This window comes from Rhizobium sp. NZLR1b (assembly GCF_019685155.1).
In the GTDB taxonomy this organism is placed as follows: domain Bacteria; phylum Pseudomonadota; class Alphaproteobacteria; order Rhizobiales; family Rhizobiaceae; genus Rhizobium.
The window spans coordinates 433871-458985 of the sequence record NZ_JABDWC010000003.1 but is presented as its reverse complement, the minus strand read 5'-3'; the positions used below and the strand labels follow the sequence as shown (position 1 = coordinate 458985).

Sequence of the window (25115 nt, the reverse complement as noted above, 5' to 3'; positions counted from 1 at the left end):
GCGTACAACATCATCCGCCTTCCCAAATTGATCGGATCGACGGGCGAAGTGTGTCTTGAGGGAGATCAATAAGCCGATATGGCCAGAAAACCCGCCTCAATCGGCCAAAATCCCACCGCACGACAGCCAGTCTGTAAAAAAATCAGACCCACAGCAAGCAACTGCGCCAACGCAGAGCGAATTTCAGCAGCCTGCTAAAGCGCGAGAAGCGAATCGAAAGATTCGCAACGCGCTTTAAACGCGTCAAATGCTTTTCTTTCGCACTTGCGAATGACTGGAAAATTATCTTTTATCGGGCTACTACTGCTGCCGGGCGATCCTTCGTCCGGCAGTATTGCTAAAAAATGCGGCAGCGCGGGGGCGAATGCCGTGCGGGGGTTTGGAGATGAATGCGGTGTTGAAGAATATTGGTATTATCGGTGCCGGCCAGATGGGCTGCGGCATCGCGCATGTTTCGGCCGCCGCAGGTTACAGGGTTCACATTTACGATCTCTCCCAGGATCGCATCGAATCCGGCCTTGCCACCGTCAACGGCAACCTTGCCCGCCTGGTGACGAACGGCAAGATGACCGAAGAGGAACGCAAGTCGACTTTGTCGCTCATCACAGGCTCGTCCGATGTCAATGATCTCGCCCCGTCCGATCTCGTCATCGAGGCCGCCACCGAGGATGAAACGGTCAAGCGCAAGATCTATGCGCAGGTTTGTCCGGTCCTGAAGCCCGAGGCGCTGCTTGCCACCAACACCTCTTCCCTTTCCATCACCCGGCTAGCTGCCGCCACTGACCGCCCCGAACGCTTCATGGGCATACATTTCATGAACCCGGTGCCGGTGATGAAGCTGGTCGAACTGGTGCGCGGCATCGCGACCGATGAAAAGACCTTCTCGGCCGCCAGGGAATTCGTCGGCACGCTGGAAAAGACCATCACCGTGGCCGAGGATTTCCCGGCCTTCATCGTCAACCGCATCCTGCTGCCGATGATCAACGAGGCGATCTATACGCTCTATGAAGGCGTCGGCACGGTCGATGCCATCGATACGGCGATGAAGCTCGGCGCCAACCATCCGATGGGGCCGCTGCAGCTTGCCGATTTCATCGGCCTCGACACCTGCCTTTCGATCATGCAGGTGCTGCACGACGGCCTGGCGGACTCGAAATACCGTCCCTGCCCGCTGCTGGTGAAATATGTCGAGGCGGGCTGGCTCGGACGCAAGTCCGGACGCGGCTTCTATGACTATCGGGGTGAAGTGCCGGTCCCGACGCGCTAGAGCTTGAAGCCGAAAAGTGTGAGCGGTTTACTTATGACATCATGCTCTAGCTCTTTAATGTAGAACGATGATTTTAGGCCGACCGGGCCTAAAATCATCCTGTTCTAAGCGGGTGTCGCCCGAAAGGGCGAATGGACGGCCCGCCCGCGAAATGCTTTCTTGCCGTGAACGGGAGGGAACGCCATGTCGACTGAAACACCAATGTTCCTGCTGCAATGCTGCGTGCTCATCGGGCTTGCGGGTGTCTTCCTCATTAAAGGAGACGGAGACTCCTGACGGGCTCCTTAATGCATGCCGCCCGGAAGTGTAAGCGATTCGCAACGACATGCATCAAAACAAAGAGCTAAAGCGCGCCGCATGAATCAAATTTGATGCGACGCGCTTTAGGATCCGATCGCGCCCTTGATCAGCGTCTTGGCATCTTCGCTGTCCCAGGCAGCCGGGCCGTTCATCGCTGAAATCAGGCAGCCCTTGTCGTCGAGCAGCAGCGTCACCGGCAGGCCGAAAGCGAGACCTTCCTTCTTTAAGCTATTGAAGACGCCGATCGTATTGTCGCGGTAAAGCTGCAGCGCATCGACGCCGATCTCGCTCAGGAAGGCCTTCGGCTTCTCGTCGTCACCGGTATCGATATTGACCGGTACGACCTGGAACTTGTCGCTCCCCATACCCTTTTCCAGCGCGTTCAGCGCCGGCATCTCCTCGCGGCAGGGCACGCACCACGTGGCCCACAGATTGAGAAGCACAGTCTTGCCAGTAAAATGATCGAGCGTCATCGCCTTGCCGTCAGGGCCGTTGAATGTAACCGCAGTCAGCTTGCGCGGTTCGTTGGCGGCGACCATGGCGGCGACCTGCCCCTTCATCAGCGGCGTCAGATTGGCAGCGCGTTCCCTAGCCAGCGCGCATTCGGCCGAAGCGGTATTGCCGATGCCATTGCCAATCCCCGTCTCCTTCACGTATACCGCTGCCGCACCGGCAACAACGCCTGCAACGGCGGCGATTGCGATCAATTTTACGGACGGCAGGCCGAAGGGTTTTCTCGTCGTCATTTCATTCTCCAGGACGGGCATCTTTCATGGCCGAGAGCAAAACCGAAACCAAATCCTCCAACCAGATGTGGGGCGGGCGCTTCGCTTCCGGCCCGGACGCGATCATGGAGGAGATAAATGCCTCGATCGGTTTCGACAAGAAGCTATTCGCGCAGGATATCCGCGGCTCGATCGCCCACGCGACCATGCTCGCCCATCAGGGGATCATTTCCGCTGACGATAAGGACAAGATCGTTCACGGGCTAAACACGATCCTGTCAGAAATCGAAAGCGGCAATTTCGAATTCTCGCGACAGCTCGAAGACATTCATATGAATGTCGAAGCGCGCCTGGCGACGCTGATCGGACCGGCAGCCGGCCGGCTGCACACCGCCCGCTCGCGCAACGATCAGGTAGCGCTCGACTTCCGCCTCTGGGTGAAGGAAGAGCTTGAGAAAACTGAACGGATGCTGACCGGCCTGATCGCCGCCTTCCTCGACCGCGCCGAGGAACATGCCGAAAGCGTCATGCCGGGCTTCACCCATCTGCAGACCGCCCAGCCCGTGACCTTCGGCCATCACTGCATGGCCTATGTCGAAATGTTCGGCCGTGACCGCTCGCGCGTGCGCCACGCCATCGAGCACCTGGACGAAAGCCCGATCGGCGCGGCAGCCCTTGCCGGCACCGGTTATCCGATCGACCGCCATATGACTGCCAAGGCGCTCGGTTTCCGCGAGCCGACCCGCAACTCCATCGATACGGTCTCCGACCGCGACTTCGCCATCGAGTTCCTGTCGATCGCCGCAATTGCTGGTATGCACCTTTCGCGTCTGGCGGAAGAGATCGTCATCTGGTCGACCCCGCAATTCGGTTTCGTCCGTCTCTCCGACGCCTTCTCGACCGGCTCCTCGATCATGCCGCAGAAGAAGAATCCGGATGCCGCCGAACTGGTGCGCGCCAAGACCGGCCGCATCAACGGCTCGCTGGTGGCCCTTCTGACGATCATGAAGGGCCTGCCTCTCGCCTATTCCAAAGACATGCAGGAAGACAAGGAACAGGTGTTCGACGCGGCCGAGAGCCTGGAACTGGCGATTGCCGCCATGACCGGTATGGTGCGCGACATGACCGTCAACACCGCGCGCATGAAGGCGGCGGCCGGTTCCGGCTACTCGACGGCGACCGATCTTGCCGACTGGCTGGTGCGCGAAGCGGGCCTCCCCTTCCGTGATGCCCATCACGTCACCGGCCGCGCCGTCGCACTTGCCGAAAGCAAGAGCTGCGACCTTGCCGAACTTCCGCTCTCCGACCTGCAGGCGATCCATCCCGACATCACCGACAAGGTCTACGACGTGCTGACCGTCGAGGCCTCGGTCGCCAGCCGCAAGAGCTTCGGCGGCACGGCGCCGTCCGAGGTACGCAGGCAGATCGCCTTCTGGCGCGCCCGTAACTGAAATGTCAGGCGGCGAAAGCCGCCGCGATCTTGTCGTCTACGCGGGAAGACCGTCCAACAATCAGGGTGCACAAGGCGGATAAACTTCGCTATGAAGATCTCCATCATCCGCCATGAATGATGCCATCAAATGCCGCCGAAGAGGATATCCATGCAGAAGAGCTTGCCGCACCTCATCCGCCTGACGGCGGTTCTCGCCGTCATCGGCCTTGCCGTTGCCGGATGCGGGCGCAAGGGCGACCTCGATCCGCCGAGTGCTGCGGCAACCAAGGAAGGTGACGTTTCCAAGCCGACGAAAAAGCCGGGAACCGTCGACAAGCCCTTCCTTCTCGATCCCCTTCTTTAAGGCACAAGCCCGTGAACCATTTCGAGTACCGAGACGGCATCCTGCATTCCGAGAACGTCCCCGTTCCCGAGATCGCCAAGGCGGTCGGCACACCTTTTTATGTCTATTCCACCGCAACGCTAGAGCGCCATTACCGCGTCTTTTCGGAAGCATTCGCGGACATGGACTCGATGGTTTGTTATGCGATGAAGGCGAACTCTAACCAGGCGGTGCTGAAGACACTCGGCCGCCTCGGCGCCGGTATCGACGTCGTCTCCGAGGGCGAGCTGCGCCGCGCGCTCGCTGCCGACATTCCCGCCAGCCGCATCATGTTTTCGGGTGTCGGCAAGACGCCGCAGGAGATGGATTTCGCTCTCGAGGCAGGCATCTACTGTTTCAACGTCGAATCCGAGCCCGAGCTCGAAATCCTCAATCAGCGCGCCATCAAGGCCGGGACGAAAGCGCCGGTCTCCTTCCGCATCAACCCTGACGTCGATGCAAAAACCCATTCCAAGATCTCGACCGGCAAGAAGGAAAACAAATTCGGCATCTCCTGGGAGCGTGCCCGCGCCATCTATGCCCATGCCGCCAAGCTGCCGGGCATCGAGGTCACCGGCATCGACATGCATATCGGCAGCCAGATCACCGAATTGCAGCCCTTCGACGACGCCTTCAGGCTGTTGCACGATCTTGTCGCGACGCTGCGTGCCGACGGCCACACCATCGATCACGTCGATATCGGCGGCGGTCTCGGCATCCCCTATAAGGACGACAACAATCCGCCGCCGCTGCCGGATGCCTATGCGGCCATAGTCAAGAACCAGTTGCGCGGCCTCAACTGCAAGATCATCACCGAACCCGGCCGCCTGATCGTCGGCAATGCCGGTATCCTGGTGACCGAGGTTCTCTATGTGAAGGATGGCGGCGAAAAGACCTTCGTCATCGTCGATGGCGCGATGAACGATCTCATCCGCCCGACGCTCTACGAGGCCTATCACGAGATCCGCCCGGTGACGATTTCGGCGGCGAACGCCCCGCGCATCCGCGCCGACGTCGTTGGCCCCGTCTGCGAGACCGGCGATTATTTGGCACTCGACCGCGAGATGGCGATGCCGAAGCCCGGCGACTTGATGGCCGTCAGCACTGCCGGCGCTTACGGCGCGGTCCAGGCCGGCACTTATAATAGCCGGCTGCTGGTGCCCGAAGTTCTGGTCAGAGGCAGCGATTTCCATACGATTCGCCCGCGCAGAACCTATGCCGAACTGATCAGCCTCGACTCCGTTCCGGCCTGGCTCGATTAAAGCATGATGCCGAAAAGTGTATACGGTTTTCTCATGACATCGTGCTCTAACTATTTAATTTAGAACAGGATCCAGATTTTAGGCCGAGTGGGCCTATCATCACCCTGTTCTAAAGCATGTCGCGCAAGAGTGTGCAGCGCACGACTGCGTAAAACAAAGACTTAAAGCGTGGGGAGCAATCTGAAAGATCGCGACGCGCTTTAACCAGCCATCACTTTTTGGCGAATTAACGTGAAAAGCCGGTATGGCCGGCCGCTCGCCCTCGCCTTCGCCACAAAGAGTGTTATCCTTGTCAGTCATGAGCGTATTGCCCTGCAATCGCCGGAAGCGCCCTCTGTTTCAGAACGCCAGATCGCGGAGACCGGACCGATGACAAGCCCCTCAAGGCAGAGGAAAGGTGCATTTGCGCTCCGCCCCTCGCTTGCCCGGCTGGTGACGACAAAACGCCTGCTGGCGCGTGTTGTGCTGTTTTTCGAGCAGTTACTGCCACCTTTGATGCCGGTTCTGGCAGTGATCGCCTTCTATCTCTCCGTCTCCTGGTTCGGCATCTTTCGCAGCGTGCCTGACTGGCTGCGCATCCTGCTGCTGATTGCCTTTGCCGCTGCTTTTGTCGTCTCGCTCCTGCCCTTCCGCACTCTGCGCTGGCCGAAGGTCGCCGAAGCCGACCGCATGCTGGAAGAGCGCAACGGCCTGCCGCACCAGCCGGTCACCGTCCAGGAAGACGAGCCGGCCTTCGATACGCCCTTCGCCCGGGCGCTCTGGCGCGAGCACCAGACGCGAATGGCCGAAAAGATCGCTGCACTCGATGCCGGACTGCCGCGGCCTGATATCGCCGTGCATGACCGTTTCGCGCTGCGCGCCGTGCCGGCGCTGCTGCTGGTCACCGCCTTTGCCTACTCACTGTCGATCAACGGCGGCTCGATCGGTGACGCGTTGCAGGCAGCATCCGAGCACGTCACCGTCGATCCGGCCGTGCGCATCGACGCCTGGGTGACGCCGCCCTCCTACACCGGCCGCGCCCCAGTCTATCTGACCGCTGACGGCAGCGAGCAGGGGTCGATCGGCATTCCGCAGTTTTCCGGCCTCACTGTGCGCGTCAGCGGCGGCAAGACAGCCGAAAAGGTCGTATTCCGCAAGGCAAACGGCGAGGCGCAGGATATCGCCGTGCAGGCGGATACCAAGCCGCAGCAGGCGGCGGCATCCGGCAGTCAACAGCCGAATACGGTCCCAACCGGCCAGGTCCCGGCCAACCAGGCTCCCGTCGCCCAGACCCATGTGATGAAGCTCGAGGAGAATGGCGCCCTCGAAGTCAACGGTCGCCGCTGGAGCTTCGAGGTTCTCCCCGACAAGGCGCCGGAAATTGCTTTCGACGGCATGCCGAAACCCAGCGTCAACGGCGCGCTTGAAATCGGCTTTACCGTCAAGGACGACTACGGCGTCCAGGAGGCGCATGCGGAGATCGTTCCCGTCGAAACCGATCCGACGGCGACGCCGCTCTATCCCTTGCCGGAATACCGGCTGGATATTCCCCGCCGTAACGCCCGTGACGCCAAGGGCGTGACCAGCCGCAACCTGACCGAACATCCGCTTGCCGGAAAGCGCGTGCGCGTGACGCTCGTCGCCAAGGATGGCGCCGGCCAGACCGGCCGCAGCCCGCCGTATGAGATGACCTTGCCGTCGCGGCCCTTCAACGAGCCGCTTGCCGCCGCCGTCGCCGAGGAACGGCAGGTTTTCGCGCTCGACACCCGCAAGATGCCGCAGGCGATCGCACTGAACGAGGCGCTGACCATCCGTCCCGAGGAGACCATCCCCAAGCTCACCAACTATCTCCTGCTGGAATCCGCTTTGACGCGCATGAAGCTCGCAAAGGGTGAGGATGCACTCAAGGATACGGCCCAATATCTCTGGGAGATTGCACTCGGCATGGAGGACGGCGATCTTTCGCTTGCCGAGCGCAAGCTGCGCGAAGCCCAGCAGAAGCTTGCCGACGCATTGGACCGCAACGCCCCCGACGCCGAGATCAAGAAGCTGATGGATGAGCTGCGCAAGGCGATGCAGGACTATATGACCGAGCTTGCCCAACGCATGCAGAACGCGCCGATGCAGCCGAACCAGAATGCGCAGAACATCCTGCGCCAGCAGGATCTGGAACGGATGATGGACCAGATCGAGAATCTCGCCCGCTCCGGCAATCGTGACGCCGCCCAGCAGATGCTGTCGGAATTGCAGCGGATGATGAACAATCTGCAGGCCGGCCGCCCGCAGCGCGGCCAACAGAGCCAGGAAAACAGCGAGGCCCGAAAGCAGATCGACAAGCTCGGCGAGATTCTGCGCGACCAGCAGAAGTTGATGGATCAGACCTTCCGCCTCGATCAGCAGCTCAGGGACCGCATGCAACGCGGCGAACCCGATATGGGTGAAAACGATCCGCTGCTCGACGAGATGAACCCCGGAGAAAACGGCGAACCGCAGGATCAGCAGCAGGGCCAGCAAGGCAAAGACGGCCAGCAGCCCTCCGACCAGATGACCGCCGAGCAGTTGCGCGAGGCATTGAAGCAGCTGCGCGCTCAGCAGGATGCGCTCGGCAGGCAGCTCGGCGAATTGCAGAAGGGCCTCGGCGAGATGGGCATGAAGCCTGGCCCGGGCTTCGGACAGGCGCAACGCGAGATGGAAGGCGCCGGTCGCGAACTCGGCCAGGGGCATGGCCAGCCGGCCATCGAAGGCCAGGGCCGCGCGCTCGAAGCACTTCGCCAGGGCGCCCGCGACATGATGAACCAGATGATGCAGGCGCAACAGGGCCAGCAAGGGCAGGGTCCGAACGGCCAGATGAGCCAGGGCGGCGACCAAAATGGCCGCGACCCGCTCGGCCGGCCACGCCCCCCGGGACCGGATTTCGGCGACAACAGCGTGAAGGTTCCCGACGAGATCGACGTTCAGCGCGCCCGAGAAATCCTCGACGCGATCCGCGAGAAGCTCGGCAACAATCCGCCGCAGGAAATGGAACGGCGGTATCTCGAACGGTTGCTGGACATCCAGTAAGCTGACGCCACCGTGACATGACACGCGCACCGGCGCAGGGATTTTAGGCCGGATCGGCATAAAATTTGAATCCGGATCTCATCAAGAAAACGAGCGGAATACCGTCCAAAAACCGTACTCAGTTTTCACCGTCATGCTCTGATACATGTCATCACGACGTGTGCAGCTGTTCCGGGATGACGACATGCATGAAAATAGAGAGCTTTAAGCGACCAGCGCTCGGGCGACCGCTTTGCGGATATCGGGAAGCGCGAATGGTTTGGCGACGACGTCGATAATCTTTTCGGCAAGATCGTCGGCCCGTTCGCGCTGCTCGGCATAGCCGGTCATCAGCAGGATCTTCAGGCCGGGAAAGGCGTCTTTTGCCTGATGGGCGAGTTCGATGCCGTCCATCACGGGCATGCGGATATCTGAAAGCAGCAGATCGTAGACCCCTTCCCTGAGCTTCTCCAGGCCCTCGGCCCCGTCGGCCGCCTCATCGGTCTCGTGGCCATCAAGCCGCAGGGCTCGGGCTACGAAGGACCGCAGGGAGTCCTCGTCTTCCGTGATCAGAATTCTTGCCATATGTGCATTGCTCCGTGGTCAGCCCCGCGACGGAAATCACCAGGATTTCCTTTTCGATCGGTAAAGATCAGGAAGCGATGGACGAGATGGTTAACAACCCGTCTCGGGCGGCAAGGCAGCGGCGGACGTCTTTCGAACCACTTTGAAGTCGCTCAGGCGTCCCCGGTAACCACGCCGACGAAGGGCAGTTCGCGAAAGGCATAGGCGACATCCATGCCGTAACCGACGACAAAATAGTCAGGGCATTCGAAGCCGACATAATCGGCCTCCAGCTTTTCCTTGCGCTTGACGCGCTTATCGAGCAGCACGGCGATCGTGACGTTGCGCGCGCCGCGCTCGAACAGCAATTCCTTGGCAAACAGCAGCGTCCGGCCGGATTCGAGGATATCGTCGATCAACAGGACGTCGCGGCCATGGACGTCGCTGTCGATATCCTTGACGATGCGCACGCCCTGCGAGACCGTGCCGATGCCATAACTCGACAGCGTGATGAACTCGACCTCCGGTGCAAGCCCGCTATCGTGCAGGGCGCGGATCAGGTCGGCGGCGAAGATGAACGAACCCTTGAGCACGGCGATGACAAGCAGGTCCTGGGTCGGGCCATTGGCGATCTCCCGGGCCATCGAATGATTGCGCTCGGCGATCTGCTCGGCAGTAAAGAGCGGCTCGATATTTTTTCCGCGCACGACAGGCATAAGGGCTTGCTCCATGAAAAGAAGGGTAAGCCGTTAGCACATATGCGAGCGTGAAACAGCCTCACCCGCCATGAAATTAACCAGATTGGCGCGCGTTGCGGCGGGAAAATCACCCAATCCACGTTCGAGCGCTCTCTATGGCAGGAACGACAGCCGGACCTCCGGCAGTTTTCCGCCGGCATGCTGGACACGGGCCGAGAAACCCCGGCTCTGGCCGCCATAAATGACATCGGCCGGCGGATTGATGATGATGCTTGCGGTCAGTCGCTCGTCGGTCACGAGATCGGCACGGATCGGACGCACCGTCTGCGTCGTGCCGCTGTCATTTTCGAGGATGCCGTTGATGACCAGCACGCGCATGCCGTTCGCGTCGCGCGGCGCCACCGTCACATGGGTGAAATGCAGCGGCGCTCCGGAATAGGCCCGCTCGGCGGCAAGGCCGGAAAAGCCGCCGGCAAGCCCGAAGACCAGCACGGCGAGCGCCAGCACCAGCCCCGCGAAGCTCCGCATCGACGCGCGCTGCAGGAGGGCTTCCACGTCCCGCAGAACAGTTGCAGTCACTGGCGTCAGCGGCGGCTGTGCTGCGTGTGCGCCAGCAGCGCGCTTGCGGTTGTCGTTATAGGTTCTTGCGGTAAATTCCTTCGGTCGGACTTTGCCGAGCGTCACGAATTCGGCGTCGGAAATATCGGCAGGACGCGCCGCACGGTACTGGCGGGCGGCGGGTTCCGGCGGCAGGAAATCATAGGCCTGGCCCGGTGTCCGGCGACTGAAGGAGGATGCTTCCATGGTGGCTGCCTCGCAGATGTCCACATGGTTTCGCTGCCAGGGGAAATCTTGGCATTGAAACGAATCCCGCTCAGTCGTAAATTTTAATGGTTAATGCTTCGCAAAGATCGCCATCAAACGGGCGTCTTTCCGGCAAAATTTACCGGCTGTTAACGGTGTTGGTTAACAAGTCACGCGGTGAAACCCACAACAGACTGAGCTGCACGTTGATCCATTTCGAGAATGTCGGTTTGCGCTATGGCATGGGCCCGGAAATCCTCCGGGACCTGACCTTCGACATTCCGAAGAAATCCTTTCAGTTCCTGACAGGCCCATCGGGCGCAGGCAAGACGTCGCTGCTGCGGCTGCTGTTCATGTCGCTGCAGCCGACGCGCGGCCTGATCCGCATGTTCGGGCGCGATATTTCCGAAATCCCCCGCCCGGAACTGCCGTTGCTGCGCCGCCGCGTCGGCATCGTCTTCCAGGATTTCCGCCTCCTCGATCATCTGACAACCTATGAGAATGTCGCTTTGCCCTTACGCGTGCGCGGCAAGGATGAGAGCTCCTACAAGACCGACGTCCTGGAACTGTTGAAATGGGTCGGCCTCGGCGAACGCATCAACGTGCTGCCGCCCGTGCTCTCGGGCGGCGAGAAGCAGCGCGCCGCAATCGCCAGGGCGCTGATGGACCGGCCGGAGGTGCTGCTTGCCGACGAACCCACCGGCAATGTCGACCCGCCGATGGCCAAGCGCTTGCTCAATCTTTTCCTCGAGCTGAACCGCCTCGGCACCGCAGTTGTGATCGCCACGCATGACCTGGCGCTGATGGAACAGGTGGAAGCTCGCCGCATGATCCTCTCGGGGGGGCATCTCGATATCTATGACTGAGCTCCCATCCAGAAACCCGGACAAGGCGCCTGGTAAGGCTGAGCAGAAACGACCGGAAATGCGCGTGCGTCCGACCGCGCCGATCCTGCCGCCATCCAACATCCAGGGCAGCGCGTTGATGGTGGTCATCGCAATCATGGCCTTTCTCGCCTGCCTGACGCTCGGCGGCGTCAGCATGGTGCGCTCGACGGCAGCAAGCTGGGAGAGCCAGATCTCCCGAGAGATCACCATCCAGATCAAGCCGGACGACAATCTCGACATGGAAAAGGCGCTGACCCAGGCACGCGACCTGGCGCTGACCTTCGTCGGCACCAAGAGCGGCCAGATCGTCGACGAGGCGGCGACCGCCCGCCTGCTCGAACCCTGGCTCGGCCCCGGTCTCGATCTCAAGGATCTGCCCGTTCCCCGCCTCGTCATCATCACCATCGACGAGAGCAATCCACCGGATTTCGATTCGATGCGGGCGTTGCTGAAAGACAGCATCCCGCAGGCAAGCCTCGACGATCACCGCACCTGGGTCGACCGGCTGGTGTCCATGGCGCACACGACCGTCATGATCGGCACAGGCATCCTGCTGCTGGTTTTCACGGCGATGGTGCTCACCGTCGTCTTCGCCACGCGCGGCGCGCTGTCGGGCAATCGTCACGTCGTCGAAGTGCTGCATTTCGTCGGCGCCGAAAGCTCCTTCGTCGCCACCGAATTCCAGAAGCATTTCCTGAAGATCAGCCTCAAGGGCTCGGCAATCGGCAGCGCCCTTGCCGCCCTCTTCTTCGCCACCGCCGGTTTCTGGCAGAGCCGCACGCTCGCCACCCCGGAAACGGACCAGGCGACGGCGCTCTTCGGCACCTTCTCCGTCGGCGTGCTCGGTTATGCCGGCATCTTCGCGACGATGATCGTCATTGCGCTCCTGACCACCATCACCGCGCGACTGACCGTCATGCAGACGATCTACGAAATCGATACATTACGCTCGGACCCGACACGCACCGACGGCATCGCGAGTTGATCGTGACCATGCCGTTTTGCCATGAAAGCGTCTGTTCCGTGCCGCAATCAGCGTATAGTCACGATTCATGACCATGGGAGATACGACACCCAACCCGATTCATCAGGACCCCGAGCTTGACCGCCCGGCGGGTTTGCCGCCGCGGCGCGGGCTGATCCGCCGCCTGCTGCGTTGGGGCGGCTTTGCCTGCGTGCTGGCGATCGCCCTGTTGTTCGGCGGTTTCCTGCGTTTCGCCGATTCCGTGACGACGCTTAAGCCTCCGGCCGAGCCGAAGGCAGATGCGATCGTCGTGCTGACAGGGGGTTACCAGCGCATCGATCAGGCCGTGGAGCTGCTGCAGAAAGGTGCCGGCAAGCGTTTGCTCATTTCCGGCGTCCACCCGACGACCACCCCGGCGCAGATCCGCAAGATGACGCAGGGCTCGGCCGATCTCTTCTCCTGCTGTGTCGATATCGGCCACGATGCGATCGACACGATCGGCAATGCCGAGGAAGCTTCGAACTGGATCCACGCCAAGGGATACCGCAGCGTCTTGATCGTCACCAACAACTACCACATGCCGCGAAGCCTCGCGGAGCTCTCCTATGTCGATCCCGATATCGAGTTCATCGCTTATCCCGTGGTCAATTCGGATTTGAAGAGCCGCAACTGGTTCACCGACCCGAATGCGATGCGTGTCATGCTTGCCGAATATGTAAAAGTGCTGCTGACCGGCGCCCGCAACATCACCGGCTTCGGTCGCCACACCGGGCTGCGCTCGGCAAGCGCGTCGAGCGAGAACTGACGCTTTTGCTAGAGCATGATGCCGAAAAGTGTGAGCGGTTTTCTCACGACATCATGTTCCAACTCTTTAATTTAGAGCAGGATTCAGATTTTAGGCCCGGCCTAAAATCTGAATCCTGTTCTGGGACGTCATCAAACGCTTTTTATGCCGAGCAATATCGTGTAGGCCGGTCGCGTGAGCATGCCTCGGGAAAGTTTCATGATCGCCCTGCGTTCCGTCCTCTTCAACACGATCTTCTACGCCAACCTCATCATCCGGATGATCGTTCTCTCGCCATACTATTTCCTGGCGCCGCGCCTGACCGCCTATGCGATCCCGAAGAATTGGGCACGCTCCAACCACTGGCTGATGCGGGTGATCGTCGGCACCACTTTCGAGATCGAAGGCCTGGAGAACCTCCCGGACGGCAGCTACATCCTGGCGCCGAAGCACCAATCCTTCTGGGATACCTATGCGCTGCTGCCCTGGCTAAAGGACCCGGTCTACATCCTGAAGCGCGAGCTGATGTGGATTCCGCTGTTCGGCTGGTATGCGAAGAAGCAGCGGGTGATCCCGGTTGATCGCGGCGCCCGTGGCAAGGTGATGGTGGAGGTGTTGAAGCGCACGAAACAGGAGCTTTCGACCGGCCGCCAGCTGATCATCTATCCTGAGGGCACCCGTCGCCCGCCGGGCGCCGAGCCGGTCTATAAGTATGGCATCGCCCGCATGTACCGTGATCTCGCCATCCCCGTAGTGCCGATCGTCATGCATCCCGGTCTCTTCTGGCCGCGGCGCAGCATTCGTCGTTATCCCGGCCATTTCAAGGTGAGGATCCTGCCGCCGATCATGCCGGGAATGGATCCGGACGCGTTTTTCGCCCATCTGATCGAGGTGTCGGAGCGGGCAAGCGACGCGCTTCTGCTCGAAACTGTCGAGGCAAATCCGCATCTGCCGCTGCCGCCGACGGCGGTCGAAAGGCTGGCCGAGCTGCGCAGGCTCAAGACGGCGACCGCCTGAAGCATGTCGCGCAAACTGCGCAACGGTTTTTGCGATAATAATCGCGACGCGCGTGAGGATCAAGCGGCGCGCAGCCGCTCCACTTCGTCGACGACCTGCTCCAGCCAATGGTCGCGAATGCCCATCTGCTTCAGATGCATCGCGGTGTTGAAGACATAGGCATCATTCGGGCCTGACTGACCCTTGGCCTGGCTCACCACCCTCGCCGCCTCAAATGCGTCGAGCGTACCGGCATATTGCTCATGGTCGCGATCAGCAATGTAGGTAACCGCCTCCACCCTACAGCCTCCCGCAAGCTGCAGCCGCACTCGGCGCTCCAGGTAGACATTGGTAACCAGTTCGCGGGCGCGGAGATAATCGATCACCTCATCCCATTTTTCCGGGGAAATGCGGAAAGCCATGCCGCGGCAGGCGCCGCCTCTGTCGAGGCCGAGAACCAGGCCCGGACTGTCGCGCGTACCGCGATGGACAAAGGAACGGACGCAGAGCGAACGCCTGTAGCCGTAGATCAGAGCCTCTGCCCGCTCCATGAACTCGAAGCCCGGATTCCACATCAGCGAACCGTAGCCAAATACCCAAATTTCGTCCATATCGCACGCCAGACCGGAATCACATTTGCGATTCACCATTGGAGAACATCATGGCAGCGTCAAGCCAATCCGGTAGCAGCCAATCCAGCAGCAGCAAGAAATTCTGGTTGCTGGGTGGCGGCGTCCTCCTGGTGATCGCGCTTTATACCGGCGGCTGGTTCTATGCGGCATCGACGCTGAAGACCACGGTGCTGAAGGCGATCGCGCCGCGCGACCAGGCAGGCGTCAGCGCCGAATGCTCCGATATCGAATTCCGCGGCTATCCTTTCCGTATCGGCCTGTTCTGCTCCAAGATCGATGTCGACGACCATGTCAACGGCGTCTCGGCCACCTTCGGCGCGTTGCGTTCGGCAGCGCAGGTCTACGCGCCCGGCAATATCGTCTGGGAGCTCGATTCGCCGGCCGCCATCCGCACCAGCAATGGCCTTTCGATCTCGGCCCAATGGGCAAACCTGCAAGCGAGCCTGGCGACGAGGTTGCGGGGCATTAACCGCAGCTCAACGGTCATCGAGGGCCTGAAGGCGACGGCGGTTTCCTCCTACACCGGCCAGACCATCAGCTTCGATGCCGCTCGCACCGAAATTCATCTGCGCCAGAACGGTGCCGATCTCGACGGCGCGATCTCCGTGCAGGATGCCAACACCGCGATCAAGGACTGGCCGCAAATCTTCCCGAAGCTGTCGGCCAGTATCGATCTGACCGTCGCCGGTAAAGCCGGCCTGATCGACGGCAGTGATCCGAGCGGCCTCAACGGTGCCGCCGGTGAGCTGCGCCGCATCGTCGCCGACATCGGCGACGGCAAAGTGATGACGCTGACCGGCCCCTTTTCCTTCGACGAGCAGGGTCTGCTCTCCGGAAAATTCAAGCTGGAAATCGAACAGCTCGGCCCCTGGGGCGACAGCCTGAAACAGGCCTTTCCGGATATCGCCTCGACCGTCAACACGGCGACCAAGCTCTTGAAATCGCTTGCCGGCGGCAAAGACAAAGTCTCCGTCGATCTTGTCGTCGATCACGGCAACACCACCGTCAGCGGCTTCATCCCGCTCGGCCGGATACCGCCGATCTGACCTATGGCGCCTCTCAGCTTATCCGCTTGACGAAGAAGACCTCCGCCACCGACTGCAACCCAGGCAGCTCGATCGCGCCGGTTTCGGTAAATCCGTTGCGGCGATGCCAGTCCTGAGGTCGGCTTTCGTCGCATTCGCTTGAGGTCATCAGCAGGCGGGCGCCGTCGCCGCGCATCGCCCCTTCCCAGGGAACAAACAGCGCCGTTCCGACGCCTGAACGGCGGTGGCCGGGAAGGACGCGGATCATCTCCATGTAGGGAATTCTGCCCCAGAAGCGGGAGAAGCGCAGGAAACCGACGATCTCGCCGACTTTCCTGGCAACGAGATATTCGCCAAGCGCCACGCATCGCGACACCCAGGCTTCACCAGCGCTGGCATCCTCGCGAACGAGCCAATCGATATCCGCCTGGCTGGCGCGCGCCACCTCAACCATCGCGGATGGCTACTTCTTGTTATCCAGCGCGTGGCGGCCGAAATCAGGCGCGTCGACATCCTGGCCGGCCTGGACGATCGAGCGGCGGATGGCGCGCGTGCGGGTGAAAAGTTCGAAGATTTTGTCGCCCTCGCCCCAGCGGATCGCGCGCTGCAGAGAGGCGAGATCCTCCGAGAAGCGCGCCAGCATTTCGAGGATCGCATCACGATTGTGCAGGCAGACGTCGCGCCACATCGTCGGGTCGGAAGCCGCAAGTCGGGTGAAATCGCGAAAGCCCGAGGCGGAGTATTTGATGACTTCCGACTCGGTCACCGTCTCCAGATCGTCGGCGGTGCCGACGATGTTGTAGGCGATGATATGCGGCAGGTGCGAGACGATCGCCAGCACCTTGTCGTGATGCTCCGCATCCATTTCGTCGACCTTCGAACCAAGCGTTTCCCAGAAGCTGCGCAGACGCTTCAGCGCCGTCTCGTCGGTACCGGCGACCGGCGTGAAGATGCACCAACGGCCTTCGAAGAGGCCCGGGAAGCCGGCATCGGGGCCGGATTTTTCGGTGCCGGCCAGTGGATGGCCGGGGATGAAATGCACATTATCAGGCATATGCGGCAGCATCTGCGCGATGACTGAGGCCTTCGTGGAGCCGACATCGGTGACAACAGCCCCGGACTTCAGGCTAGCCGCTATCTCCTTCGCCACGCTTTCCGAAGCGCCGACCGGCACCGAGACGATTACCAGATCGGCATCCCTGACGGCATCGGCCGAAGACGTCGTGTAGCGGTCGCCGAGACCGAGCTCCTCGGCACGCTTCAGCGTATCGGCGCTACGCGTCGCGACGACGATCTCCCGTGCAAGACCAAGCCGCCTGATGTCGTAGGCGAGTGAAGAGCCGATCAGGCCGATACCGATCAGCGCGATACGATCGAACTGGACGTTCATGCCTTGCGTCCCATGAATTCGGTGAGCGCGGCGATGACGCCACGGTTGGCCTCTTCGGGGCCGATGCTCATCCGGAGCGCATTGGCAAAGCCATAGCTGCGCACGGCGCGCAGGATGTAGCCGCGGCTCGTCAGGAGATCGTCGGCATCGGCGGCGCGCTTGCCGTCGATCTCGGGGAAATGAATGAGGACGAAATTGGCGACGGACGGCGTCACCTTCAGGCCGATCGCTTCGAGCGCCTGGGTCAGCGTCTCCACCCACATCTGGTTGAAGGAGATGGCCTGCTGGATGAAGGCCTGGTCGCGGATCGCCGCGGCACCGGCGGCGATTGCCGGCGCGTTCAAATTGAAAGGCCCGCGCACGCGGTTCACAGCGTCGACGATCTCGGCCGGCGCATACATCCAGCCGACCCGCAGCGCCGCCAGTCCGTAGGCCTTCGAGAAGGTGCGGGTCATCACCACGTTGGCATTGGAAGACACGACCTCGATGCCGGCTTCATAATCGTTGCGGCGCACATATTCGGCATAGGCGGCATCGAGCACCAGCACGACATGCTTCGGTAGCCCGGCCTGCAGGCGGCGGATCTCGCTGACTGGGACATAAGTGCCGGTTGGATTGCCGGGATTGGCGATGAAAACGATCTTGGTCTTTTCCGTCACCGCGGCAAGGATCGCATCGACATCGACGGTGTGATCTTTTTCCCTGACGACGACAGGCGTGGCGCCGGCGCCCTGGATCTGGATCTTGTAGACCAGGAAGCCGTGCTCGGTGATGATGCCCTCGTCGCCGGCGCCGAGATAGACATGGCAGAGCAGGCCGAGCAGTTCGTCGGAACCGTTGCCGCAGAGAATGTTTGCCGGGTTGAGGCCGTGCACGGCAGCGATCGCCTCGCGCAATTCAACCGCCTGCCCGTCGGGGTAACGCTCCAGATTGTCGGCAACCGCCTTGAACGCATCGATCGCCTTCGGACTGGCGCCGAGTGGCGTTTCGTTGGACGAAAGCTTGTAGACGCGGGCAACACCCGGTGCATGTTCCTTGCCCGGCACATAGGATGCGATATCGAGAATACCGGGACGCGGAACAGGCTTGCTCATCTCAACGCTCATGGATCGACCTTGGAACTGCCGGAAATTACCAGTCGCATTAAAGCGGAATGCGGTTCTTGTCGAGAGCCGGGCGGCGTCACCGGCTGCGTGTGGTCGGCACGCCATGGGGTGCCAGAACCGGCACGAAGACGCGGCGGGAGGCTCGCGCCGCAACCGGCAGCCCCTGATAGAGCCGCTTCTGCGCCTCGACGATGATGACGCCTGAGAAAGCCGGCCACAACGTCCGCCCGATCCGCTCGAAGGCGCGGCGAAGGCGCAGGATGGTCCTGAGCTTCGAGGGCGGGAAGAACAGCGCTTCGGCCGTCGCGCCCGGGGTGAAATTCGTTTCGCGCAGCAGATGCGTCAGCTGACCGCGGGAATAGGGCCGGCCCGAGCCGAACGGCGTGTGTTCCATCCGCGCCCAGACGCCGCGTCGGTTCGGCACGACGATGACAAGCCGTCCGCCTGGCGCCAGCACCCGCCAGAGTTCCTTCAGCGTCTCGCGCGGGCTTTCGGCGAATTCCAGCGAATGCACCATCAGCACCCGGTCGATCGAGGAATCCGGCAGCGGCAGTTCCTCGTCGAAAATCAGCGCCGTCGACGAGAGCGATCCCATCGGCCAGTTCACCGCGCCCTGCCCGGCCGGCATGAAGGCGAAGGTGCGCTCGGTATCGGCCTGGAAGCGGTCGAGGAAGGGCACGGCATAGCCGAGACCGACCAGACGCTCCTGCGGCAGCCGCACCCAGAGCGAAGACAGCGCCATGGCGATCGACTGCTCGGCAAGGCGCCCAAGCTCGGAGTGGTAGAACTGGCGTAGGTCGACGATATCGGCGTGCATTGCGATAAATGTTATCAGCGGGCGGTTGGACTTCAAGGCCGGAACCTCTACATTTCCGCGAGACTCGCATGACAAGGGATTATTGAACGATGAAACCTTTGGAATTAGACGTTTTTCTCTGCCGCACCGACAATTTCGGCGTTCTCGTCCACGATCCGGAGACAGGCTTTACCGCGGCGATCGACGCGCCGGAAGAGGCGCCGATCCTGCAGGCGGCGACGCGCCGCGGCTGGAAAATCACCCATATCTTCACCACCCATCATCACACCGACCATGTCACCGGCAACCTGGCGCTGAAGGAGCAGTTCGGCTGCGAGATCATCGGCCCGATCAACGAGGCGATCGCCATTCCCGGCCTCGACCGGACGATGGCCGATGGCGACAGCTTCCTTTTCGGCGATCACACGGTCAACGTCATCGAGACGCCCGGCCACACCGCCGGCCATATCTGCTATCACTTCGTCGACGACAAGCTGCTCTTTGCCGCCGATACGCTGTTTGCGCTCGGCTGCGGCCGGCTGTTCGAACGCCCGGCCGCCGACATGTGGCATTCGCTGCAAAAACTGGCCGTGCTGCCCGATGAGACCGCCGTCTATTTCGGCCACGAATACACCCTGTCCAATGCCCGCTTCGCACTGACGGTCGATCCCGACAACGAACGCCTGAAGAGCCGCGCCGCCGAGATCGAGGCCTTGCGCGCCGACGGCAAATTCACCATCCCGACGACGCTGGGGCTGGAAAAGGAGACCAACCCGTTCCTGCGCGCCGCCGATCCGGCGATCCGCCGCAATCTGCTGATGGAAGGCAAGACCAACGAGGAAGTCTTTGCCGAGATCCGCAAGCGCAAGGACAATTTCTGATGTCTCCCGAAGACATCATCCGCGAACTCGCCATGCAGCCGCATCCGGAAGGCGGCTGGTACGCTGAGACGTTCCGCGATACGGCGGGCGGAGAACGCGGCCACTCGACGGCGATCTATTATCTCCTGATCAGAGGACAGCGCTCGCACTGGCATCGCGTCCATGATGCGGTGGAGGTCTGGCATTATTACGCCGGCGCGCCGCTCTCGCTGCATCGCTCTGAAGATGGAACGGCAAGCGAGGCCCTGACGCTTGGAACCGACCTGGCGGCCGGCGAGCGGCCGCAGGTGATCATTCCGGCCAATTGGTGGCAGTCGGCCGAAAGCCTCGGCGATTTCACCCTGGTCGGCTGCACTGTCTCACCGGGCTTTACGTTTTCGAGCTTCGAGATGGCGCCATCAGGCTGGACGCCCGGCGGCTGAACTCATTCCGCCGCAACCGGCGGCTGGATCTTGCGACGAAACATGTCCTGGGCGGCCAGCACCGCCCCGCCGGTGACGAGCAGGCAGGCGAGCGCGATGCGCCAGCCCGGCTCGGCAAATCCGAACAGCGTCAGGATCAGCGTCGAAAGCAGCGGTGCGGCATAACTCGCCGCGCCGAGGATCTGGATATCGCCGTTCTTGACGCCGTAGTCCCAGGCGTAAAAGGCAGCCCCCACCGGCAAGAGCCCGAGCCCGGCGACGGCGAGCCATTCGAAACCCGTTGCCGGCCAGACCGTCGTCTCCAGGCCGAGATGGCAGAACAGCGACAGGATCGAGGTCGCAAGGCAGAAGCCGGTGACGACATCGGTGGAGACGGCGTCGAAACGCCGGGTCAGTAGCGAGTAACCGGACCAGGTGAAGGCGCAGAGAAAAGCGGCCGTGTAACCGACGGCATAGGCGCCGTTAAAATCGATGCCGTTGCGGCCGACGATCAGGAAGGTGCCGCACAGCCCGGCAAGCGCACCGGCCACATGATACCAGCGCAGCCGTTCGCCCGGCAGCAGCGCCGAGCCGACGACGATCAGCAGCGGCCAGAGATAGGCGATCAGCCCCGCCTCCACCGCCGGCGCGTTTCTGAGCGCGGTGAAATAAAGGAAATGATAGCCGAACAGCCCCGAAATACCGGTCACCCAGACCTTGGCCGGCTGCTTCAGCAGCGCCAGCCGTGACGGGTTGAGGGCAAGCACGGCGAGGCCGGGAATGCTGCCGATCGCAAAGCAGACGGCCGAAAGCTGGAACGGCGGCATCTTCCCGGAGGCGGCCGTCAACAGCGCCAGGAACGACCACATCAAAATGGCGGTAAAACCGATCAACGTCGCGCGAAGCTTCACCCATCCCCCTTTGACAGAGAATGATCTCCGTCAGCTGCTGCCGTATTTGACGGCAGTGATCGTCACCATTCCATATTCGGTCGGAATGCGCACGTAGACGGGAGCGTATACATTTGCCGCGTCCGACTTGGCAAACCAGATTTCCATCCGGTCGCTCTTGCTGAGATAGACGATGTCCTTGCGGCCCTTCTTGTAGCCCGAGCGTGGCACGAAGCGCACGCTGCAGACGGTCGCCTTGCCCTTGAAGCCGTTGGTCGAGAAATCCTCGTCGCCCTTCGGCGACAGCACCAGATCCATGCGCGTCTCGCCGTCGAAGATCGGCAGCGTCTGCGAGCAGACCTTGGTGTCGCCGGTGAAGATCAGGCCGGAGATCGGATCGAGCACCGAGCGCATGTCGCGCGGCGTCACGTCGATCCAGTTCTTCGGACGCTTCGGCGGCGGTGTCGTCGTCGCCGAGACGATGTTGCCGTCGCGGTAGCTGACCTCGTAGACCCGGGCCTTCTTGCCGCTCTTGTAGTAGAGCGAATATTTCGACGCCTGCAACTTGTCGTCGCGCACGACGCCGGTGACACTTGTTTTGGCCGAAATCGTCGTGACCAGATCGGCAAGCCCGGCGGAGTTGATGCTGCCGGCGATCTTGTAGCTATGATCGTCCTCGATCTGCGTCAGGAACGCGGCGCGGGCGATCGGCAGGCCGGCAAGCGTCACCCGGTATTCCGTCCGATGCTGGATTTCGGCCGCCGCTGCCGGTATGGCAAGCAGCGCGGCGATCGCCGAAATGAAAATCCGTCTGCTCGAATGAGCCATGAATCAAGCCTTGTCTTGCCGCGCGCTGGCAGCCTTCGCTCAGCGCTCTATACTCCTGCCGCGAAGGGAAGAAAACAGCAGCTTTTTGACAGAATTGCGGGAAAGGCCAAGGTTTGGCTTGACGCGCGCAGCCTGCCTGACTATAGAACCGCAACTTTCCAATCATGCCCGTTGGATTGCGCGCCTGGTTTTGACCGGGATGGCAATTCGATGGCCCGACAAAAACAAGAATAGGTGTTCCATGTCCCGCGTGTGCGAATTGACCGGCAAGGCCGTCCTGACTGGTAACAATGTCAGCCATGCCAACAACAAGACCAAGCGCCGGTTCCTGCCGAACCTGTGCCAGGTCACGCTGATTTCCGATGCCCTCAACCAGCGTTATCGTCTTCGTGTTTCGGCTGCTGCTCTTCGCTCCGTCGAGCATCGTGGCGGCCTCGATGCCTTCCTGCTGAAGGCCAACGAAACCGAACTGTCGATGCGCGCGCGCCTGCTGCGTCGTCAGATCGTCAAGAAGACCGCCGAAGCAGCTGTTGCTGTTGCTGCGTAAGCTTCTGCCCTTCTTTCATACGGCTTTAAAGGCTTGAACGGATGATACCGGACAAGCCTTTTGCTTTGCCGGATCGTCGCTCCAACTGGTGGCATCACCCAGGATAAAAAAATGCCGAAGACCCGCTATACCATCGCCTATGTCGCGCTGATGACACTCGTCGTCGTCGCTTCCAACTTCCTCGTCCAGTTTCCGCTGAACGCCGAAGTCGCCGGCATCAACCTTGCCGACATCCTGACCTGGGGCGCCTTCTCCTATCCGATCGCCTTCCTGATCACCGATCTGACCAACCGCCAGTTCGGCCCGCAGGCAGCCCGCAAGGTCGTCCTTGCCGGATTCGTCGTCGGCGTGACGCTCTCCTTCTTCACGTCGGCGCCGCGCATCGCCATCGCCTCCGGCTCGGCCTATCTCGCCGGCCAGCTGCTCGATATCGCCGTCTTCAACCGCCTTCGCCGCCAGGCCTGGTGGCGCGCGCCGCTCGTCGGCTCGCTGATCGGCTCGGCGCTGGATACGGTGATGTTCTTCTCGCTGTCCTTCGCCGCGTTTTTCGTCTTCCTCGGCCCGAACGAGCCCTTCGCGCTGGAAGCAGCCCCCGTCCTCGGCGTCTTCGCCACCGAGGCTCCGCGCTGGATTTCCTGGGCGATCGGCGATTTCGCCGTCAAGATGATCGTCGGCCTCGTCATGCTCTTGCCCTACGGCGCGCTGATGAACGTGCTGCGGCCGATGCAGGCAGCCCGCGCCAGATAAAGCGCGTCGCGATCCTTCAAATTCGCTCTTGGCGCTTTAGCCCATTGTTTTTACGCATGTCGTTGCGGCAAAAGCGCTTCGCGCTTTGAAAACCGCTGCACACTTTTGCGCGACATGCTTTCATTTAACTCATGGACGCCGCCGGACCGCACCGGCGGCGATGGCCGGATGCAGAAGGACCTCTGCAGCCAGCTCGTCGATACCAAGCGACGAACCGAGCCGCAACACCGGCGCCGTCTGCGTTTCCAGCCATTGCTCATGCGCCGCAAGGCTGCGGCGTTCGGGACCGGCTGTGTCGTAACTTGCCGCCCATTCCAGGAATTGCCCGCTTTTTACTTCCATGTCGCCGCCGGGCCCAATCCTGTTTCCATATCGGGCCACCTCCCGCGCGCGGATGCGCGCCATACGAAGCTCCGGCTCGATCCTGAGGAACACGATCAGATCGTAGAGCGGCTCCAGCGGGGTGCCCCACTTCAGCGCCGATCCGGAAAGAACCCAGCCACCAGGCCGTCGCGTCTCCTCAAGCAGCAGCCGAATGCGCTCACCGGCATCCCTCGGCGTCGTGAACGGCGGATCGGTTGGCAGCCAAAAGAAATCGTCTGTATCGAGATGGGCGATATCGAGCCTTACGGCCAACGCACCGCCGAGCGATGTCGTGCCGGAACCGGACGCACCCATGACGTGGATATGCACTATGATGTCCTCCGAAGGCTGCCGACCGATGCTGCGGCATGACCGCCGACGCGTATGACGTCAGTCTGACGCTTTGTGTGCGGTCTGTTCGGTCAGCCGGAATTCCAGCATTAGATTGCGCTGTAGGATCGAATGATTGTCGTCCGACACCAGGACGATATGGGTGGTACCGTCGGCGGCCTGGAACGTGTCCAGCCCTTCCATATTGTCGATCTGAGAATTGAAATTGCCTTCGAGCAGCAATTCGCCGTCGACGACGGCGCCGGGCCTGATATCGCCGCCCTTGATGCGCCGAATCCGCATGCCGATGCCTTCGGCCATATTGAAGCGACGTTCCAGCAGCAGCAGGTCGCCGTTCGGCAGGAAGGCGCCGTCGGTGATGTCGAAGCTGCCGTCCCGCGCCACCGAGAAACGCCCTTTCAGCGGGCCGTTCAGAATAGCCGCGACCCGGTTGCCGTCGCTATCGAGACCGCGTTCGGAGACGATAACAACGCCGCCCTTGAGCGGGCTCGATGCCGGCGCCACGGCAATGGTCTCGATGCCGCGGTTGTCGCTCAGCATCTTCCGCGGGATGAGGATGGGCAGAGTGGCGATCGCGCCGGAATCGGCAAAACCCGGATCGGGATAGATATCGACGCGGTGATCCTGCTCGAAGGAGACCAGGATCCTGTTACCATCGAGCGCCAGGCCCTCGGCATCCATATGCCCCTTGCCCTCGAAGCTGCGCCCGGCGATGTTCTTCATCGGGGTGATCTCGACATTGGAGAGACCGGAAAGCCTGCCCTTGAGGTCGCGCTCGATGCTGCCCGTCAGCCATTGACCGGTATCGAGCACGACGACGAAATGTTGCTGGTCCGGCCGGAAGCGGATGGCGGAAAGCGAGCCGAACAGGGCTCGGCTGGAAACCATCTCCAGTCCGCCGAGAAATTCCAGCGACCCGAAGTTCGTCTGCGAAGAGCCGATCCTGAAATCAGAGATTTGCCGGCTAATGACCGGCACGTCGCGCGCCGATGCGGGGCACGCGCCAGCGGCGATGCAGAGGGCAATCGACACTGCGCGGTAAAGGCGCTTACCAGCCATGCTTCCTTCCAGCCGG

General features: G+C 61.5%; 27 protein-coding genes. 14 read left to right on the top strand and 13 right to left on the bottom strand.

Features of this window, described 5'->3' with window-relative positions; all coding sequences use genetic code 11:
• Positions 1–385 precede the first annotated feature (385 nt).
• Positions 386–1267, top strand: a complete 882-nt coding sequence (locus tag HJB84_RS06695) for a 3-hydroxybutyryl-CoA dehydrogenase (RefSeq protein ID WP_207581986.1) — start codon at positions 386–388, stop codon at positions 1265–1267.
• A gap of 383 nt (positions 1268–1650) precedes the next feature.
• On the opposite strand, the gene tlpA is transcribed toward HJB84_RS06695, so the two are convergent.
• Positions 1651–2313, bottom strand: coding sequence for a thiol:disulfide interchange protein TlpA (gene tlpA / locus HJB84_RS06690; RefSeq protein ID WP_207581987.1), 663 nt, complete (start codon positions 2311–2313; stop codon positions 1651–1653).
• 26 nt (positions 2314–2339) lie between these two features.
• On the opposite strand from tlpA, the gene argH reads away from it, so the two are divergent.
• The 4 genes from argH (at position 2340) to HJB84_RS06670 (ending at position 8407) form a co-directional block, all read left to right on the top strand.
• On the top strand, positions 2340–3743 hold the full coding sequence (argH, locus tag HJB84_RS06685; RefSeq protein ID WP_221115546.1) for an argininosuccinate lyase: 1404 nt from the start codon (positions 2340–2342) through the stop codon (positions 3741–3743).
• A gap of 150 nt (positions 3744–3893) precedes the next feature.
• Positions 3894–4088, top strand: coding sequence for an LPS translocon maturation chaperone LptM (locus HJB84_RS06680; RefSeq protein ID WP_207581989.1), 195 nt, complete (start codon positions 3894–3896; stop codon positions 4086–4088).
• Positions 4089–4099: 11 nt separating this feature from the next.
• Positions 4100–5368: a diaminopimelate decarboxylase gene (gene lysA / locus HJB84_RS06675; protein WP_221115545.1), complete on the top strand. Its 1269-nt coding sequence runs from the start codon at positions 4100–4102 to the stop codon at positions 5366–5368.
• Positions 5369–5737: 369 nt separating this feature from the next.
• Positions 5738–8407 (top strand): TIGR02302 family protein, encoded by a 2670-nt coding sequence (locus tag HJB84_RS06670; RefSeq protein ID WP_207581991.1) that lies wholly within the window; start codon positions 5738–5740, stop codon positions 8405–8407.
• Between the two features lie 204 nt (positions 8408–8611).
• On the opposite strand, the gene HJB84_RS06665 is transcribed toward HJB84_RS06670, so the two are convergent.
• The 3 genes from HJB84_RS06665 to HJB84_RS06655 all read right to left on the bottom strand — a co-directional run bounded on the left by HJB84_RS06665 (position 8612) and on the right by HJB84_RS06655 (position 10452).
• Positions 8612–8971 carry a response regulator gene (locus tag HJB84_RS06665; protein ID WP_003582627.1) on the bottom strand — a complete coding sequence of 120 codons (360 nt, stop codon included), beginning with the start codon at positions 8969–8971 and terminating at the stop codon, positions 8612–8614.
• 152 nt (positions 8972–9123) lie between these two features.
• The gene (hpt, locus tag HJB84_RS06660) at positions 9124–9666 is read right to left on the bottom strand and encodes a hypoxanthine phosphoribosyltransferase (RefSeq protein WP_207581992.1); all 543 of its coding nucleotides are present in this window, start codon (positions 9664–9666) and stop codon (positions 9124–9126) included.
• Between the two features lie 135 nt (positions 9667–9801).
• Entirely contained in the window at positions 9802–10452 is a 651-nt protein-coding gene (locus tag HJB84_RS06655) for a hypothetical protein (protein ID WP_207581993.1), read from the bottom strand.
• A gap of 206 nt (positions 10453–10658) precedes the next feature.
• Between HJB84_RS06655 and ftsE the strand changes: the two genes are divergently transcribed.
• From ftsE to HJB84_RS06635, 4 genes are all read left to right on the top strand, one after another.
• Positions 10659–11318, top strand: a complete 660-nt coding sequence (gene ftsE, locus HJB84_RS06650) for a cell division ATP-binding protein FtsE (protein ID WP_003567051.1) — start codon at positions 10659–10661, stop codon at positions 11316–11318.
• Positions 11311–12324 (top strand): ABC transporter permease, encoded by a 1014-nt coding sequence (locus HJB84_RS06645; protein WP_221115544.1) that lies wholly within the window; start codon positions 11311–11313, stop codon positions 12322–12324. The genes ftsE and HJB84_RS06645 overlap by 8 nt, the downstream gene beginning before the upstream one ends.
• A 67-nt stretch (positions 12325–12391) precedes the next feature.
• Complete coding sequence (locus HJB84_RS06640; RefSeq protein ID WP_207581995.1) at positions 12392–13108, top strand: YdcF family protein; 717 nt, start codon at positions 12392–12394, stop codon at positions 13106–13108.
• A gap of 198 nt (positions 13109–13306) precedes the next feature.
• Positions 13307–14104 (top strand): 1-acyl-sn-glycerol-3-phosphate acyltransferase, encoded by a 798-nt coding sequence (locus HJB84_RS06635; RefSeq protein ID WP_207581996.1) that lies wholly within the window; start codon positions 13307–13309, stop codon positions 14102–14104.
• A 59-nt stretch (positions 14105–14163) separates the two neighbouring features.
• Here the strand turns inward: HJB84_RS06635 and HJB84_RS06630 are convergent, their stop codons facing one another.
• Positions 14164–14694: a gamma-glutamylcyclotransferase gene (locus HJB84_RS06630; protein ID WP_207581997.1), complete on the bottom strand. Its 531-nt coding sequence runs from the start codon at positions 14692–14694 to the stop codon at positions 14164–14166.
• Between the two features lie 50 nt (positions 14695–14744).
• On the opposite strand from HJB84_RS06630, the gene HJB84_RS06625 reads away from it, so the two are divergent.
• The gene (locus HJB84_RS06625) at positions 14745–15761 is read left to right on the top strand and encodes a DUF2125 domain-containing protein (RefSeq protein WP_221115543.1); all 1017 of its coding nucleotides are present in this window, start codon (positions 14745–14747) and stop codon (positions 15759–15761) included.
• Positions 15762–15774: 13 nt separating this feature from the next.
• Here HJB84_RS06625 and HJB84_RS06620 read toward each other — a convergent pair whose 3' ends face one another.
• From HJB84_RS06620 to HJB84_RS06605, 4 genes are all read right to left on the bottom strand, one after another.
• On the bottom strand, positions 15775–16194 hold the full coding sequence (locus tag HJB84_RS06620; protein WP_221115542.1) for a GNAT family N-acetyltransferase: 420 nt from the start codon (positions 16192–16194) through the stop codon (positions 15775–15777).
• A gap of 9 nt (positions 16195–16203) precedes the next feature.
• Complete coding sequence (locus tag HJB84_RS06615; protein WP_207582000.1) at positions 16204–17130, bottom strand: prephenate/arogenate dehydrogenase family protein; 927 nt, start codon at positions 17128–17130, stop codon at positions 16204–16206.
• On the bottom strand, positions 17127–18224 hold the full coding sequence (gene hisC, locus HJB84_RS06610) for a histidinol-phosphate transaminase (protein WP_221115541.1): 1098 nt from the start codon (positions 18222–18224) through the stop codon (positions 17127–17129). Before hisC ends, HJB84_RS06615 begins: the two co-directional genes overlap by 4 nt.
• A gap of 88 nt (positions 18225–18312) precedes the next feature.
• Positions 18313–19089 (bottom strand): class I SAM-dependent methyltransferase, encoded by a 777-nt coding sequence (locus HJB84_RS06605; RefSeq protein ID WP_207582002.1) that lies wholly within the window; start codon positions 19087–19089, stop codon positions 18313–18315.
• Between the two features lie 53 nt (positions 19090–19142).
• On the opposite strand from HJB84_RS06605, the gene gloB reads away from it, so the two are divergent.
• Together gloB and HJB84_RS06595 are read left to right on the top strand one after the other, a co-directional pair.
• Positions 19143–19913, top strand: coding sequence for a hydroxyacylglutathione hydrolase (gene gloB / locus HJB84_RS06600; RefSeq protein ID WP_164007856.1), 771 nt, complete (start codon positions 19143–19145; stop codon positions 19911–19913).
• Positions 19913–20335, top strand: coding sequence for a cupin domain-containing protein (locus tag HJB84_RS06595; RefSeq protein ID WP_207582003.1), 423 nt, complete (start codon positions 19913–19915; stop codon positions 20333–20335). The genes gloB and HJB84_RS06595 overlap by 1 nt, the downstream gene beginning before the upstream one ends.
• Positions 20336–20337: 2 nt before the next feature.
• On the opposite strand, the gene HJB84_RS06590 is transcribed toward HJB84_RS06595, so the two are convergent.
• Together HJB84_RS06590 and HJB84_RS06585 are read right to left on the bottom strand one after the other, a co-directional pair.
• Entirely contained in the window at positions 20338–21225 is an 888-nt protein-coding gene (locus HJB84_RS06590; RefSeq protein ID WP_221115540.1) for a DMT family transporter, read from the bottom strand.
• Between the two features lie 30 nt (positions 21226–21255).
• Positions 21256–22032, bottom strand: a complete 777-nt coding sequence (locus HJB84_RS06585) for a DUF3108 domain-containing protein (protein ID WP_207582005.1) — start codon at positions 22030–22032, stop codon at positions 21256–21258.
• Between the two features lie 241 nt (positions 22033–22273).
• On the opposite strand from HJB84_RS06585, the gene rpmB reads away from it, so the two are divergent.
• The gene (rpmB, locus tag HJB84_RS06580; protein WP_007632672.1) at positions 22274–22579 is read left to right on the top strand and encodes a 50S ribosomal protein L28; all 306 of its coding nucleotides are present in this window, start codon (positions 22274–22276) and stop codon (positions 22577–22579) included.
• A gap of 111 nt (positions 22580–22690) precedes the next feature.
• Complete coding sequence (locus HJB84_RS06575) at positions 22691–23326, top strand: VUT family protein (RefSeq protein ID WP_221115539.1); 636 nt, start codon at positions 22691–22693, stop codon at positions 23324–23326.
• Positions 23327–23455: 129 nt separating this feature from the next.
• On the opposite strand, the gene HJB84_RS06570 is transcribed toward HJB84_RS06575, so the two are convergent.
• Positions 23456–24022 carry an adenylate kinase gene (locus tag HJB84_RS06570; RefSeq protein WP_221115551.1) on the bottom strand — a complete coding sequence of 189 codons (567 nt, stop codon included), beginning with the start codon at positions 24020–24022 and terminating at the stop codon, positions 23456–23458.
• A gap of 57 nt (positions 24023–24079) precedes the next feature.
• Positions 24080–25099: an esterase-like activity of phytase family protein gene (locus HJB84_RS06565; protein WP_221115538.1), complete on the bottom strand. Its 1020-nt coding sequence runs from the start codon at positions 25097–25099 to the stop codon at positions 24080–24082.
• Between the last annotated feature and the right edge of the window lie 16 nt (positions 25100–25115).

Bases quoted from the DNA above. Each gene is read 5' to 3' on its own strand.
- argH (WP_221115546.1), top strand. From the start codon at position 2,340: ATGGCCGAGAGCAAAACCGAAACCAAATCCTCCAACCAGATGTGGGGC.
- hisC (WP_221115541.1), bottom strand. From the start codon at position 18,224: ATGAGCAAGCCTGTTCCGCGTCCCGGTATTCTCGATATCGCATCCTAT.
- HJB84_RS06620 (WP_221115542.1), bottom strand. From the start codon at position 16,194: ATGGTTGAGGTGGCGCGCGCCAGCCAGGCGGATATCGATTGGCTCGTT.
- HJB84_RS06630 (WP_207581997.1), bottom strand. From the start codon at position 14,694: ATGGACGAAATTTGGGTATTTGGCTACGGTTCGCTGATGTGGAATCCG.
- tlpA (WP_207581987.1), bottom strand. From the start codon at position 2,313: ATGACGACGAGAAAACCCTTCGGCCTGCCGTCCGTAAAATTGATCGCA.
- HJB84_RS06585 (WP_207582005.1), bottom strand. From the start codon at position 22,032: ATGGCTCATTCGAGCAGACGGATTTTCATTTCGGCGATCGCCGCGCTG.
- rpmB (WP_007632672.1), top strand. From the start codon at position 22,274: ATGTCCCGCGTGTGCGAATTGACCGGCAAGGCCGTCCTGACTGGTAAC.
- HJB84_RS06640 (WP_207581995.1), top strand. From the start codon at position 12,392: ATGACCATGGGAGATACGACACCCAACCCGATTCATCAGGACCCCGAG.
- HJB84_RS06670 (WP_207581991.1), top strand. From the start codon at position 5,738: ATGACAAGCCCCTCAAGGCAGAGGAAAGGTGCATTTGCGCTCCGCCCC.
- HJB84_RS06615 (WP_207582000.1), bottom strand. From the start codon at position 17,130: ATGAACGTCCAGTTCGATCGTATCGCGCTGATCGGTATCGGCCTGATC.
- HJB84_RS06575 (WP_221115539.1), top strand. From the start codon at position 22,691: ATGCCGAAGACCCGCTATACCATCGCCTATGTCGCGCTGATGACACTC.
- HJB84_RS06595 (WP_207582003.1), top strand. From the start codon at position 19,913: ATGTCTCCCGAAGACATCATCCGCGAACTCGCCATGCAGCCGCATCCG.
- HJB84_RS06635 (WP_207581996.1), top strand. From the start codon at position 13,307: ATGATCGCCCTGCGTTCCGTCCTCTTCAACACGATCTTCTACGCCAAC.
- gloB (WP_164007856.1), top strand. From the start codon at position 19,143: ATGAAACCTTTGGAATTAGACGTTTTTCTCTGCCGCACCGACAATTTC.
- HJB84_RS06645 (WP_221115544.1), top strand. From the start codon at position 11,311: ATGACTGAGCTCCCATCCAGAAACCCGGACAAGGCGCCTGGTAAGGCT.
- HJB84_RS06565 (WP_221115538.1), bottom strand. From the start codon at position 25,099: ATGGCTGGTAAGCGCCTTTACCGCGCAGTGTCGATTGCCCTCTGCATC.
- HJB84_RS06695 (WP_207581986.1), top strand. From the start codon at position 386: ATGAATGCGGTGTTGAAGAATATTGGTATTATCGGTGCCGGCCAGATG.
- hpt (WP_207581992.1), bottom strand. From the start codon at position 9,666: ATGCCTGTCGTGCGCGGAAAAAATATCGAGCCGCTCTTTACTGCCGAG.
- HJB84_RS06680 (WP_207581989.1), top strand. From the start codon at position 3,894: ATGCAGAAGAGCTTGCCGCACCTCATCCGCCTGACGGCGGTTCTCGCC.
- HJB84_RS06625 (WP_221115543.1), top strand. From the start codon at position 14,745: ATGGCAGCGTCAAGCCAATCCGGTAGCAGCCAATCCAGCAGCAGCAAG.
- HJB84_RS06655 (WP_207581993.1), bottom strand. From the start codon at position 10,452: ATGGAAGCATCCTCCTTCAGTCGCCGGACACCGGGCCAGGCCTATGAT.
- HJB84_RS06665 (WP_003582627.1), bottom strand. From the start codon at position 8,971: ATGGCAAGAATTCTGATCACGGAAGACGAGGACTCCCTGCGGTCCTTC.